The organism is Parageobacillus sp. NEAU-HV-2 (assembly GCF_059115485.1).
The window spans coordinates 62,174-74,311 of the sequence record NZ_JBXUJJ010000001.1; the positions used below are offsets into that span (position 1 = coordinate 62,174).

At 43.1% G+C, this 12,138-nt stretch carries 15 protein-coding genes and 1 riboswitch; of the genes, 8 read left to right on the top strand and 7 right to left on the bottom strand.

The features are described 5' to 3' along the window. Positions 1 to 250: 250 nt before the first annotated feature. The gene (ybaK, locus tag AC1WMD_RS00420; RefSeq protein WP_043903650.1) at positions 251 to 727 is read left to right on the top strand and encodes a Cys-tRNA(Pro) deacylase; all 477 of its coding nucleotides are present in this window, start codon (positions 251 to 253) and stop codon (positions 725 to 727) included. Between the two features lie 240 nt (positions 728 to 967). On the opposite strand, the gene cdr is transcribed toward ybaK, so the two are convergent. Beyond that, on the bottom strand, positions 968 to 2,620 hold the full coding sequence (gene cdr, locus AC1WMD_RS00425) for a CoA-disulfide reductase (protein WP_494255725.1): 1,653 nt from the start codon (positions 2,618 to 2,620) through the stop codon (positions 968 to 970). A gap of 370 nt (positions 2,621 to 2,990) precedes the next feature. Between cdr and AC1WMD_RS00430 the strand changes: the two genes are divergently transcribed. The 4 genes from AC1WMD_RS00430 to AC1WMD_RS00445 all read left to right on the top strand — a co-directional run bounded on the left by AC1WMD_RS00430 (position 2,991) and on the right by AC1WMD_RS00445 (position 5,133). Beyond that, positions 2,991 to 3,353: a VOC family protein gene (locus tag AC1WMD_RS00430; protein ID WP_017436650.1), complete on the top strand. Its 363-nt coding sequence runs from the start codon at positions 2,991 to 2,993 to the stop codon at positions 3,351 to 3,353. Between the two features lie 193 nt (positions 3,354 to 3,546). Then, entirely contained in the window at positions 3,547 to 3,987 is a 441-nt protein-coding gene (locus AC1WMD_RS00435) for an Rrf2 family transcriptional regulator (protein ID WP_043903652.1), read from the top strand. Positions 3,988 to 4,087: 100 nt separating this feature from the next. Continuing rightward, positions 4,088 to 4,255: an NAD(P)-dependent oxidoreductase gene (locus AC1WMD_RS00440; protein ID WP_260676105.1), complete on the top strand. Its 168-nt coding sequence runs from the start codon at positions 4,088 to 4,090 to the stop codon at positions 4,253 to 4,255. A gap of 17 nt (positions 4,256 to 4,272) precedes the next feature. Next, positions 4,273 to 5,133 carry a VOC family protein gene (locus tag AC1WMD_RS00445; RefSeq protein WP_494255726.1) on the top strand — a complete coding sequence of 287 codons (861 nt, stop codon included), beginning with the start codon at positions 4,273 to 4,275 and terminating at the stop codon, positions 5,131 to 5,133. Between the two features lie 61 nt (positions 5,134 to 5,194). Here the strand turns inward: AC1WMD_RS00445 and AC1WMD_RS00450 are convergent, their stop codons facing one another. Beyond that, the gene (locus tag AC1WMD_RS00450; protein ID WP_043903654.1) at positions 5,195 to 5,674 is read right to left on the bottom strand and encodes a DUF6141 family protein; all 480 of its coding nucleotides are present in this window, start codon (positions 5,672 to 5,674) and stop codon (positions 5,195 to 5,197) included. A 106-nt stretch (positions 5,675 to 5,780) separates the two neighbouring features. Then, a riboswitch (guanidine-I (ykkC/yxkD leader) is annotated at positions 5,781 to 5,883 on the top strand. Between the two features lie 57 nt (positions 5,884 to 5,940). Here AC1WMD_RS00450 and AC1WMD_RS00455 point away from each other — a divergent pair. Next, positions 5,941 to 6,261, top strand: coding sequence for a DMT family transporter (locus AC1WMD_RS00455; RefSeq protein WP_494255727.1), 321 nt, complete (start codon positions 5,941 to 5,943; stop codon positions 6,259 to 6,261). A gap of 28 nt (positions 6,262 to 6,289) precedes the next feature. Here the strand turns inward: AC1WMD_RS00455 and AC1WMD_RS00460 are convergent, their stop codons facing one another. The 4 genes from AC1WMD_RS00460 to AC1WMD_RS00475 all read right to left on the bottom strand — a co-directional run bounded on the left by AC1WMD_RS00460 (position 6,290) and on the right by AC1WMD_RS00475 (position 9,724). Then, positions 6,290 to 7,837, bottom strand: coding sequence for a DUF4179 domain-containing protein (locus tag AC1WMD_RS00460; protein WP_494255728.1), 1,548 nt, complete (start codon positions 7,835 to 7,837; stop codon positions 6,290 to 6,292). Further along, positions 7,834 to 8,394 carry an RNA polymerase sigma factor gene (locus AC1WMD_RS00465; protein WP_043903656.1) on the bottom strand — a complete coding sequence of 187 codons (561 nt, stop codon included), beginning with the start codon at positions 8,392 to 8,394 and terminating at the stop codon, positions 7,834 to 7,836. The genes AC1WMD_RS00460 and AC1WMD_RS00465 overlap by 4 nt, the downstream gene beginning before the upstream one ends. A 118-nt stretch (positions 8,395 to 8,512) precedes the next feature. Continuing rightward, a complete protein-coding gene (locus AC1WMD_RS00470) occupies positions 8,513 to 8,821 on the bottom strand; it encodes an antibiotic biosynthesis monooxygenase family protein (RefSeq protein ID WP_043903657.1) in 309 nt (102 codons plus the stop codon). 12 nt (positions 8,822 to 8,833) lie between these two features. Then, positions 8,834 to 9,724: a DMT family transporter gene (locus tag AC1WMD_RS00475; protein ID WP_494255729.1), complete on the bottom strand. Its 891-nt coding sequence runs from the start codon at positions 9,722 to 9,724 to the stop codon at positions 8,834 to 8,836. Between the two features lie 378 nt (positions 9,725 to 10,102). On the opposite strand from AC1WMD_RS00475, the gene AC1WMD_RS00480 reads away from it, so the two are divergent. Together AC1WMD_RS00480 and AC1WMD_RS00485 are read left to right on the top strand one after the other, a co-directional pair. Beyond that, entirely contained in the window at positions 10,103 to 10,375 is a 273-nt protein-coding gene (locus AC1WMD_RS00480; RefSeq protein WP_043903659.1) for a YkvA family protein, read from the top strand. 14 nt (positions 10,376 to 10,389) lie between these two features. Continuing rightward, on the top strand, positions 10,390 to 11,064 hold the full coding sequence (locus AC1WMD_RS00485; protein ID WP_494255730.1) for a TerC family protein: 675 nt from the start codon (positions 10,390 to 10,392) through the stop codon (positions 11,062 to 11,064). A gap of 14 nt (positions 11,065 to 11,078) precedes the next feature. On the opposite strand, the gene AC1WMD_RS00490 is transcribed toward AC1WMD_RS00485, so the two are convergent. After that, on the bottom strand, positions 11,079 to 12,119 hold the full coding sequence (locus AC1WMD_RS00490) for a ribonucleotide-diphosphate reductase subunit beta (RefSeq protein WP_494255731.1): 1,041 nt from the start codon (positions 12,117 to 12,119) through the stop codon (positions 11,079 to 11,081). Between the last annotated feature and the right edge of the window lie 19 nt (positions 12,120 to 12,138).

Here is a 12,138-nt window from a genome sequence, read left to right on the forward strand (position 1 = left end):
ATAACAAACCCAGTGATCAACTGGGTTTGTTATGTTTTTGGGGCCATTGTTACATAGAGCAGATTTTGATTCTTTGAACGAAAAAAGTTGAAATTGCTAGGCAGCTAACCAGCGCAGGAAAATAGGCGGCGAACGTTGAATCGGAATGAACGGGTAACCACCTATTGTTTCATATTGCAAAGTGGAAATGGGGATATTCATTGTAGTATCATGAGTGTTGATTATCCAGCATTTACTGGAGGGAAGAAAAATGGCGAAAGAAAAAACCAACGCGATGCGTGTTCTTGATAAAAAAATGATTCCTTACAATGTCATTACTTACGACAGTCAGGATGGAAAAATTGACGGCATATCTGTTGTCCAAAAAATTGGGAAAGACCCGCAATTGGTATATAAAACATTAGTTACGCAGGGGAAGAGCGGGAACGTTTATGTGTTTGTCGTCCCTGTAGAATCGGAACTGGATTTGAAAAAAGCTGCGAAAATAACGGGAGAGAAAAATGTCGCGCTGGTGCCGATGAAAGAGATACAAAAGTTGACGGGCTATATTCGTGGAGGGTGTTCGCCGATAGGGATGATAAAACATTATCCGACCTTTATCGATTCCAGTGCTTCTCAATTTGAGCATATCATCGTTAGCGGCGGCAAAATCGGTGTGTTAATTGAACTTAGCGTGAAAGATTTGCAAAGCATAACAGAAGCTACGTTTCATGAAGTGGTAAAATAAACGCCTAAAACCGCTGACTGTTTACCATTTTTCCCGAAAAGTCTCCTTTTTCTAAATGAAGGGAAGGGGAAGATGAATCGGAAGTTTTGTTGTATAAAAACGAATAGGCGTTCCATACAAGAGTTTTTCTATGCATAAACTTCTTCGATGGAGATAATAAGAAACTCCCACCTCTTAATGGAATGAAGGTGGGAGTGGTTCATTATTTTTTTGCGCTTTCCGGCGGCATATCTTTAAACATTAATGTTTTGCACCAAATACGGAAGAGTACAATTTATAGCCGCCATCTAAATTTTTCGCGCGGAAACCGTTGTCGCGCAAAATTCGTGTCGCTAAATATCCACGCAAGCCGACTTGACATGTTACGTAAATGGTTTTGTCTTTCGGAAGTTCCGCTAAACGTTCGCGCAGTTCATCAAGCGGAATATTTATGGCACCATGGATGGTTCCACGTGCGGCTTCTTTTGGTGTACGAACGTCGATGAGCGTGCCTCCGTTTGCAATGATTTCATCAATTTCATGCCATTGCACGGTTTCCACCATTCCATCGAGGATGTTCGAAGCGACGTAACCCGCCATATTCACCGGATCTTTTGCGGAAGAAAACGGCGGTGCGTAGGCGAGTTCTAAATCCGGCAAATCACGAACCGTTAAGCCGCCTTTAATAGCGGTTGCGATGACGTCAATACGTTTGTCGACGCCATCTTTCCCAACAGCTTGCGCACCGTAAATTTTGCCTGTTTCTTTGTCAAAAATCAATTTCAATGTCATTTGGGTTGCATTTGGATAATAGCCCGCATGGCTCATCGGATGAACATGGACAACTTCGTATGGAATGCCAAGTTGTTTTAAGATTTTTTCATTATTTCCTGTTGCTGCAACGGTTAATTCGAAAATTTTCACGATGGCGGTTCCTAATGTGCCATTGTATTTCACATCGAGTCCGTGAATATGGTCCGCTACCAGGCGGCCTTGGCGGTTCGCCGGCCATGCAAGAGGGACGAACGTCGCAAAACCGTGAATGTAGTTTTTTACTTCGATAGCATCGCCGATGGCGTAAATGTTCGGATCCGATGTTTGCAAATATTCATTGACTTTGATAGTGCCGCGCACCCCAAGCTCAAGGCCGGCGTTTTTCGCTAATTGACTTTCTGGCTGCACCCCGATGGCCAAAATAATCATATCGGTTTCAAACGTGCGGCCGCTATTTAGAATAATACGTCGGCCGTTGTCTTCGAAAGCTTTCACGCCATCTTCCAAAATCAAATTTACGCCATTTTCTCGCATATGCGCGTGAACGATCGATGCCATCTCATAGTCAATCGGTGCCAACACTTGATTCGACATTTCCACAAGCGTTACGTTTACCCCGCGTTTAACTAAGTTTTCTGCCATCTCGACACCGATAAACCCTCCGCCAATGACTACGGCGCTTTTTGGTTTTTCGTGATCGATATACGCTTTTATTTTATCTGTATCAGATAGATTGCGAAGCGTAAATAACGCGTTGGTTTCATGAATTCCAGGAATTGGCGGTATCATCGGCTTTGCGCCAGGCGACAAAATTAACTTATCGTATGTTTCTTCGTATTCTTCGCCAGTGCGGATATTTTTGACTGTAACGGTTTTACGGTCACGATGAATCGCTGTGACTTCGCTTAAATTGCGAACATCAATACGAAAACGCTTCGCCATCCCTTCAACCGTTTGGACTAATAGTTTGTTTCTATCTGTAATGACTTCACCGATATAATAAGGCAGGCCGCAGTTGGCAAACGAAATGTATTCGCCTCTTTCAAACATAATAATTTGGTATTTTTCGCTTAATCGGCGTAAACGGGCTGCTGCGGTAGCTCCCCCTGCTACCCCGCCGACAATCACAATTTTTCTCATGAACATTCCCCTCCATTATTTGGTTGCGAAGTTGCATTTACATATAGATGGCTATTATTGCAAGTGTGAAAGGTCTTATCTGTTTTTGTATTGATTGATTCTTTAAATATATACCCTATACGGTATATTAAAGATAGTTATTGTTTTTGTCAATGATGTTCACATTTATTTCATATACTGTAGTACGTAAGAATGATTTTACGCAATCAATGGAAGCGGCGATTGACTTGCATGGGGAAATATCCGAGCTCATAATGAAAAATGAAGGCTCTTTTTTTCGCTGAAAATGAGTACGCAAAAGACAAAAATATGATACCATTACAAAATGGACAAAATAAGACATCTTTGAATTTATAGAGGAGGAAACTCGATGATTAAACGCATTGCAACTGTTGCTATTTATGTAGAAGACCAGCAAAAAGCGAAAGAGTTTTGGACAGAAAAAGCAGGGTTTGAAGTGGTCGCTGAGCATCCAATGGGGCCGAATGCTTTTTGGCTGGAAGTAGCTCCAAAAGGGGCACAAACAGCATTGGTCATTTATCCAAAATCAATGATGAAAGATTGGAATGAAAGAAAGCCGTCTATTGTGTTTGAGTGCGATGATGTGCTAGGTACATATGAAACGATGAAAGCTAAAGGTGTGGAATTTTTAGGAGAACCGCAAAAAATGCAATGGGGCACATTTGTACAATTCAAGGATAACGATGGAAATGAATTCATTCTAAAAGGCTAGAGAATTGTTTTATATTGTTTTTTTGCTATACTGCCATAATCATGGGAGTATTTTTATTATGGCAGCTGAGAACTACTAGGCTGTGTTATTTTCATTGGTTGAACCAAAAACCTTATTTAGGAGGAAAGGTTCATTTTCTAATATTGACTTTATGTCATGTTGTAACTACAATGGTTACAAGAGGAGGAGCATGATGAAAATTAGCAGCCGTTTTACTGTTGCAGTCCACATTTTAGCTTTATTAGCATTGGAAAAAAACGCGCACTGTACATCGGAATGGATTGCCGGAAGCGTTAATACGAATCCGGTCGTTGTCCGACGCGTAATCGGGCAGCTAAAAAAAGCAGGATTTGTTCAAGTCCGCCCGGGGACGGGGGGAGCGTTTCTTACGAAGGATACGCAAGAGATTACCCTGCTTGACATTTATCGGGCGGCCGAAGTAGTAGAAGGGGGAGAGTTGTTTCAAATTCATGAACATCCAAATCCGCAATGTCCAGTAGGGGCAAATATTCAAGCCGTTCTTGAAGTCATCTTGCATCGGGCGCAAGCGGCAATGGAAAACGTTTTGCGGGAAATCCGCCTGCACGATATTGTGACGACATTAGCGCAAAAAATCGAAGCGAATCGTCCATAATTTTTTTAAACTGGTTGTAACTATAATTGTTACAACGATATTTTCTCCTCTATTACTTCAAGAAAAAGAATTAAATGGGACAAACGTAAGTCCAGCGGCGATGATTGCACCGGGAAAGCGGACGGGAACGTACTGTACAGATACAAAACGGCTTGTTGTCGATGCAAACGGTGAAAGCCGGATTTCGGCGGAAGACTTTGCAGTAGCAATCCTCGATGAAGTCGAAAACCCGCGCTTCAGCCAGATGCGGTTTACCGTCGGATATTAAAGATGGGAGTGATCCTAATGAACGATATCATTCATCCTCAAACAACGATCGGACATGTTCATCTTATCGTATCCAATTTGGAACGGTCGCTTCGTTTCTATACAGAAATTATCGGTTTTCGCATATTAAAACAACATCAACACGAAGCGGTATTAACCGCAGATGGGGTTACCCCGTTAGTGGTGCTCGAGGAAAAAGCGGATGCGGTGCCGAAGCCGCCGCGGACAACGGGACTGTATCATTTCGCGATTTTAGTGCCTGACAGAAAGAGCCTCGCGCAGTCGCTGCTTCATTTATTGGAGAGCGGTTATCCGCTGCAAGGAGCATCCGATCATTTGTTCAGCGAGGCAGTGTATTTGGCTGACCCGGACGGAAACGGCATTGAAATATACGCCGATCGGCCGGTGGAAAAGTGGGAAAAGACGGCAAACGGAGAATATAAAGGGGTGACCGAGCCGTTAGATGTGAACAAATTGCTTGCGCAAGCGGGAACAAAAGCGTGGTCGTGCCTTCCAAAGCAAACGCGGATTGGCCATATCCACCTCCATGTCGCCCATATAGATGAAGCTTATGCTTTTTATGTGCAAGGGTTAGGCTTTGAGCCAACGATCCGCATGGGAACGCACGCGTTATTCGTATCCGCGGGCGGCTATCATCATCATATCGGACTGAACACATGGGCTGGAGTCGGGGCACCAAAACCGCCAGCGAACGCTGTAGGACTACGTGTATTTTCCATTGTACTTCCAGATGAAACAGAAAGACAGAAAGTAGCGGAACGGCTGCAACATATCGGTGCATCGGTGCGGCGAAGCGAAAATGGCATATTGACAAGCGATCCGTTTGGCAACGAAATCGAGTTGATCATTCAGCAATAGTTTTATGCGCTTTTTCATATGAAGGCAGATTGGATGACATACAAAAGAGAGTGTTCACCTGTTAGCGGTGCAAACACTCTCTTTGTATATATTTCGCAAGTTCTTCCGGTTTTTGCGAGCCAAGGTACAAACCGTCTCCGTCTGTCAGTTCGATCCATATTCCCTTCTTTCCTTTCATCGTGTAAGCACGGCCTTTTTTCAAGCTCCAGCGAATTCCCCAGCCGCCGTAGGACATAGGATGATAAGGCTGGACTTGAACGTTTTTGATTTGTTGATATGGAATAACACGGGAGTGAAATGGGAAAAAACGAATGACGAGTCCTTCTTTTTCCGTTTTTGTGACTAGTTTCAGCGACAAAAAGAAGAGAGGAAAACAAATGTCGAACAACAGAAACAAGCCCCACATTCCTGTATCGCTTGCCGGCTTCGCGCCAAATGGGATGCCAAATATGATTTGCTGGATAAATCCGTACCACATAACAGCGGTGACAATAAGGACAAGCGCGTTCGCATACCAAGGCGGACGCTGTACTTCGCGCATATACGCTTTTTCCTCCTTTCCTTTTCTCTATTATTGTATTCTCTGAACATAAAGAAAACTCCTTGCATTTACCTAACAGTATGTTACAATGAAAGTCGCATATGAATAAAAAGTTTTCTGGGGTTCCGTGGCTGCTCGGCGGCCAGTCTGCGACCGAGAGAAAACGCGCGGCATTTCCGCGTACACGGAGAGATAAAAGCCCGGGAGAGTATCGTTTCGATATTTCTTCGCGGCTTTTTTATTTTGGACAAAAAGGAGTGATGAACATGGCGTGGGTATACTTAGTCATTGCCGGCATTTTCGAAGTGGTATGGGCGGTTGCGTTAAAATATACGATGGGATTTACACGGCTTGTGCCGTCCATCATTACGGTTTTCGGTGCGCTTGCCAGCTTTTATTTTTTGTCGATGGCGACAAAAACGTTGCCAATCGGAACCGCCTATGCAGTATGGACGGGAATCGGAGCGATGGGGGCGGTCATGATCGGCATGCTCTTTTTAAACGAGTCGGTGACCGTGCCGAGGATGATCTTTTTGTTGTTTATTCTTGTCGGGCTGATCGGATTAAAGTTGACATCCGGGCAGTAAAAAAGCAGGGGAGTGCCCTGCTTTTTTATTATTCATTGCTGGCAGGAAGTGAAACATGCCAATTCTCGCTTGGATCAAATACGATCACCGATTTTAAAGTAATTGTCAGCTGTTTCGGGATCTTGTCCATTCCCTCTACTTCGACATTGCTTTTTATTTTATACATCATTTTCTTTTCGTCGTAGCTGATGATCGTTGGCAGCCAGGAATTTTTTTGGTTGATTGTGTAGACTTGCTGTGTCTCATCTCTTAGTTGGAAGTCCATTCCTAAATATGTGTTTGTTTCTACATCTAATATCCCAACGGATTCGTTCTCTTTATTTGTTTCTAATCGCAACTGATGAATCGTAAGGGTATTTCCTTTATAGCGAAGAGAAATTGGCTGCTTTTTCAATTCTTCCACAGAGAACGTCAACGATTGATTTGGGAATTCCGTTCTTTCGATCCCGCGAAATACAAATGTGTATGTTCCTTTTGGTGAAAACGGGAGGAACGAATAGCGCCAACGGACGACATTTGGCTGTCGGGAAGGAAATTCTTTTTTATAAACAAATACCTCTCTTTTTGACGTTTCGATGTCCCATCTTGGTAAAGTTGTTGCGACAATATTTCCGTTGCTATCTACAATATCGAATAGCGGCTCATAAAACATTTGGTCACCAAGCAAGTATTCTGGGTGGCTTTTTAGCCGTTCTTTTCCTTCCTCTGTCCATGACGTTTCTAACTCAATGCTCGTTAATGTAGGAGAATAGACAAGTTTTTTCACCGTAATTTGCAATCCGTCGTCAGTGACATATGTTTGGCCAATCGGTACTGTTTTTGTAGCCAACATGCTTTTATCGATGTTGACTGGAATTTTCAGCTTCCATTGACCATTGACCGTACCAATTTGATTCAGATCGATATGGATAAAAAGCTGTTTTGCTTCGAGGGCTTTATCGTTTAATGAGAACATAAGATCAGCGTAATGGTCGTGAGGGAATACTTGATCAATAGATTGCGAAACCATTCTCCCCGTGTTTGTTTGATATGTCCTATTTGTGGATACGACCTCCCCTTTCTCATTAGTAATGTAAAATTCATTGGCATGTTTAACAAAATACATTGTTTGCTTTGGTCCCCATTGCTCTTTTTCAAAAAGAATAGTTGGGTCGATCAATTTTCCGTTTTTGTTTTCAAGACTATACGTAAAGATAAGGCGATTCGTATCCGCCATTACTTCTTTGATTCTAAACGTAATACCGTGATCAGTGACAGCGGCTTCTGTTTTTTGCGAGAATCCTTCTTTTGCAGCGGTTTGCAAGCCTTCATCCAGCTCAGGACGGATGAAAAAGGATTTAATGTAGGCGGCAAATGTCGGAGAAATATAAGCCCCTGTTGAAATTCCGATGAAGATGGAAGCGGCAGCAACTGCTAGCCATTTTCGCCATCTCGGTTTACGTGTGAGTCTCGGATTTTGTTGTTTTTCTACTTGGAAAGGAAGTTCTTTGGCAAAAGCAAAAATGCTTTCCGGAACGGGAATGTGATCGATCGAGCTTTCTATCTTTTGCTTTACTAAATCATCATGGGAACTCATCGAAGCTCCTCCTTCCGTTCTTTTTGAAAATATTGATAAAGCAAATTTCGCGCTTGGAACAGCCGCGATTTTACCGTGCCTTCTTTGATTTGAAGAAGTTCGGCAATCTCGCTAATTTTCATGTTTTGATAGTAATAAAGCACAAGAATAACGCGATATTTTATATCGAGCTTAAGAATATGCGCCAAAAGCTCCTGCTCCTCTTCTTTACTGATCACTTCGTCAACGGGCAAGTGATGAGAATTCGATAAAAACGGAAGCACATCGCTGATTTCAGTGTATTGCCTTTCTTTTCCGATTTTGCGCGCCAAATCAATGGCGCGATGTGTGACAAGGCGATAAAACCATGACGCGAAATGACGGATTTCTTTATTTTCGTTGATGGCACGATAAACTTCGAGTAAACTATTTTGCACTACGTCTTCGGCATCGTAGTGCGAGCGAAGAATCGTAAAAGCGAGCCGGTACGCTTTTGCTAGATGCGGGGAAACAAGCAGATAAAAAGCGTCTTTGTTTCCTTGTCTGCATTGAAACAAAAGATGTTGTTCATCATGCATACAACCATCCTTTCTTTTGTCAGAGTTTTATCTGCATATAAGGCGAAGTCGAGGAAGAAAAGGTTCAATTTTTTATTATGCATTGAAAAAGACTGCTGACGAAATGCAGCAGTCTGGGTTACTTTTCAAAACCATATTCCCGTTCTACTTTGCACACCCGGACTGAATAGCGCTCGTACCATTGCTGCTTTCCTTTTTCTTGCGCGATTTGGTGCGCCGCGTGCGCCTTCCATTGTTCAATGGCCTCTAAAGAATCCCAATAGGAAACGGTGATGCCGGCGCCGCTTTCATTGTGGACGCTGTCGACGCCAAGAAAACCAGGCTGTTGGGAGGCCAGTTCAACCATTTGTTTTGCCATCGCATCATATCCGTGATCTCCTTCGGTTCGCTCCGAGGTGAAAATCACTGCGTAATATGGCTTTTCCATCGTTTTTCCCCCTTATCCTTTTATGTACTCTTGTCGCCTCACAGTGATTTTGACATCTGACAAGAGGAAAATGCTTGTTAAAATAATGGCTAGGCCGCCGAGCATGCCAATCGTGATTTTTTCGTGAAGGAAAATCATTCCCCAGATGACGCCGAAAACAGGTACAAGAAAGGTAACGCTTAATGTTTTGGTTGGTCCAACGTTTGCTAGTAAGTAAAAATAAAATAAGTAAGCGATCGCCGTGCAAAAAACGGCCAGTCCGAATATCGAATACATGACGAGCGGCGATACTGGTTTTGTTGGAATAGCGAAGGCTGCCAACGGAATGAGCACAGCAGCGGCACCTAATTGCTGCCCAATCGACAACGATAAGGAAGAAACTCCCGTAAATGTCTTTTTAGCATACACACCGCCGCATCCGTATGAGAACGCGGCCAAAATCGACAGTAACGCAGAAAAAACGGTCTGCGTTGACAGTGGAACAGGGCTCCAGCCGACTAGCGCAAACACGCCGACAGTGCCGAGGACGATGCCGATCCATTTTTTTGCATAAAGAGGCTCATGAAGAAACCATCGCGAAACAAGCGCGGTAAACAACGGGGTGGTCGAATTCAAGATGGCCGCTACGGAAGCAGGTAAATGCAGCGTGGCAGCGGCAATGAGCGTAAACGGAATTGCCGCATTCAGCGCCCCAACGATAAGATATTCCTTCCAATAAGCTTTCAGCTCTACGCTTTTTTTGAACATCCATACATACAATAACAGCACGATGCCGGCGATAAGCACGCGCAACTCGATCGTAAGTACAGGCCCGATGGCAGGGGCAGAGATGCGCATAAATAAAAAAGAGGCTCCCCATAAAGCCGCAAGCAGAAAAAGCGCCATGATTTCTTTTGCGTTCATATTCGTCTCTCCCAATGACTTTTTTCTGAATTATATCATATTTTTTCTATTAGCACAGAAGATATTGATTAGAGCAGTTTTTTGTTGACAACATATATAAAAATTGAATATCATTAAAATGTAAAAGTAAATACATGGTTTCTGTGTTAAAGGGGAGTAGCTTTAACAACAAAGTCGTCAGTTCAGGGCAACACCCTCGGCTTTGTTGGCAACGGTAACGTTGTTAGCGAGACCTTTACCAATATTGGTAAAGGTCTGTTTTTATGAAAGGCCTTTACCAATCGGTAAAGGTCTTTTTATTTTCGCGAAGAAAGGAGGAGTGGAGAAAATAAGAAAGAGGTTCGGGAAAGATGAAATGTTTATATAGGGGGGATATAGATGAGGAAAATATGGAAACGACTGCGTTTCATTGTTAAAATTCGTCGGTTTCTCCCGTTTTTAATAGAGTTTTTTCGATCTCAAGAAGTACCTGCGTTGAAAAAGGCGCTTTCCATTTTACTTCTAGCGATCTATATGGTGTTTCCATTTGACATTATTCCGGATTGGTTGGGGTTGTTTGGCATCATTGATGATGTAACCGTACTATTATTTATCTTTCAGCAAATCATCAAAATGGCTCCTTCTCATTTAAAAGATAAATACGGTGTGTAAAGGAGGAATGGTAAGTGGAATTTTTAACAGCGCTTTTATCGATTGTCATTATTGACCTTGTATTGGCGGGCGACAATGCGATCGTCATTGGTTTGGCGGCACGAAATTTGCCGAAGCATCAACAGAAAAAAGCAGTCATTTGGGGAACGGTAGGTGCGGTGGTGATCCGTGCGCTTGCCACCTTATTTGTCGTATGGCTACTAAAGGTTCCTGGATTGCTGCTAATTGGCGGTACATTGCTTGTATGGATCGCTTATAAGCTGCTTGTTGAAGAGAAAGGCCATGACGTCGAAGCGGGAGGAAGCTTATGGGAAGCGATCCGCACGATTATTATCGCCGATGCGTTAATGGGATTGGATAATGTGCTGGCAGTGGCTGGAGCTGCACATGACAACTTCTTATTAGTCATACTTGGGTTAATGATTTCCGTACCGATTATGGTATGGGGAAGCACGATCATTTTAAAATGGATCGAGCGTTTTCCGATTATTATTACCATCGGAGCGGGAGTGCTTGCATGGACGGCCTCAAAGATGATTGTGGATGAGCCGTTTTTAGATCAGTACTTTGCGAATCCGATTGTCAAATATGGATTTGAAATTCTTATCGTCGCTGGGGTGATCGCCGCTGGCACGTTGAAAAAGAAGAAGGGTGAAAACAAATTAGAAACAAAAGCCGCCAACGGATGATTGGCGGCTTTTGCTTATAATTCATCAAATCCGTTATCGATATTCACTTTTGTATATTGCCTTGATTTTTGTTCGAAAAAGTCTGATTTGCCGAGATCGACTTCTTCATACGCTTTAATCCAGCGCAATGGGTTTGTACGATAGCCGTCAAACGGACGGTCAAAGCCAAGCTGATGGGCGCGGACGTTGGTGTAAAATTTAATATAGGCGCTCAAATCATGCATATCAATGCCATCGATATCGTTGCCGATGATGTAATTGGCCCATTCGATTTCCAGTTCTGCTGCTTTGATGAACGTTTCTCGTACAAAGCCAGCAAGTTCCGGTGTATTGTATTCCGGGTATTCCTTTAGCACTTCTGTAAAAATTTTTGCAAATAAATCGACATGAATATGTTCGTCTCGATTGATGTAATTAATCATCGTGCTTGTCGCGACCATTTTTTGATTGCGCGCCAAATTGTAAAAGAAAGCAAAGCCGGAGTAGAAAAACAATCCTTCTAAAATCACGTCATAGACAATCGATTTTAGTAAGTTTTCCACGTTCGGATTTTCGGCAAACGCTTTGTAGCCGTTTGTGACAAAATCGTTTCGTTTCCGCAAAATCGGCTCGTTCCGCCAAAATTCAAATACTTCATCCTGCTTGTTTTTTGGCACGAGACTTGAAAGAACGTAAGAATACGAATGGTTATGAATGACTTCTTGCTGCGCGAGCATAATCATAAGCGCGTTAATGCTTGAATCGGTAATATAATCGGCGACCCTGCCGGCGTAGTCGGTTTGAATGCTGTCAAGCAGTGCGAGCAGGCCGATAATTTTTAAAAACGCGTCTTGTTCACGCTCGGTTAGCAATGGAAATTGCTTGACATCTTGCGACATATTGATTTCAAACGGCGTCCAAAAGTTGGCCAGCATCCGTTTATATTTGGCGTACGCCCATGGGTAAGCGATATCGTCCCAATTTAGGACGTTTGAGCTTTTGCCGTTAATAATTCGCGTTGAGCGGTTGGGTGCTTCCGGGTCCATGATGACCCGTTTCGTTAATAGATGTGCCACGTTTCATTCCTCCTTGGCA

What these genes read in the sequence shown, in the direction of transcription:
- AC1WMD_RS00470 (WP_043903657.1), bottom strand. Translation starts at nt 8,821, where the DNA reads ATGGAAAAGCCATATTACGCAGTGATTTTCACCTCGGAGCGAACCGAA.
- AC1WMD_RS00475 (WP_494255729.1), bottom strand. Translation starts at nt 9,724, where the DNA reads ATGAACGCAAAAGAAATCATGGCGCTTTTTCTGCTTGCGGCTTTATGG.
- AC1WMD_RS00445 (WP_494255726.1), top strand. Translation starts at nt 4,273, where the DNA reads ATGAACGATATCATTCATCCTCAAACAACGATCGGACATGTTCATCTT.
- AC1WMD_RS00430 (WP_017436650.1), top strand. Translation starts at nt 2,991, where the DNA reads ATGATTAAACGCATTGCAACTGTTGCTATTTATGTAGAAGACCAGCAA.
- AC1WMD_RS00435 (WP_043903652.1), top strand. Translation starts at nt 3,547, where the DNA reads ATGAAAATTAGCAGCCGTTTTACTGTTGCAGTCCACATTTTAGCTTTA.
- AC1WMD_RS00450 (WP_043903654.1), bottom strand. Translation starts at nt 5,674, where the DNA reads ATGCGCGAAGTACAGCGTCCGCCTTGGTATGCGAACGCGCTTGTCCTT.
- AC1WMD_RS00455 (WP_494255727.1), top strand. Translation starts at nt 5,941, where the DNA reads ATGGCGTGGGTATACTTAGTCATTGCCGGCATTTTCGAAGTGGTATGG.
- ybaK (WP_043903650.1), top strand. Translation starts at nt 251, where the DNA reads ATGGCGAAAGAAAAAACCAACGCGATGCGTGTTCTTGATAAAAAAATG.
- AC1WMD_RS00480 (WP_043903659.1), top strand. Translation starts at nt 10,103, where the DNA reads ATGAGGAAAATATGGAAACGACTGCGTTTCATTGTTAAAATTCGTCGG.
- AC1WMD_RS00460 (WP_494255728.1), bottom strand. Translation starts at nt 7,837, where the DNA reads ATGAGTTCCCATGATGATTTAGTAAAGCAAAAGATAGAAAGCTCGATC.
- AC1WMD_RS00465 (WP_043903656.1), bottom strand. Translation starts at nt 8,394, where the DNA reads ATGCATGATGAACAACATCTTTTGTTTCAATGCAGACAAGGAAACAAA.
- cdr (WP_494255725.1), bottom strand. Translation starts at nt 2,620, where the DNA reads ATGAGAAAAATTGTGATTGTCGGCGGGGTAGCAGGGGGAGCTACCGCA.
- AC1WMD_RS00440 (WP_260676105.1), top strand. Translation starts at nt 4,088, where the DNA reads ATGATTGCACCGGGAAAGCGGACGGGAACGTACTGTACAGATACAAAA.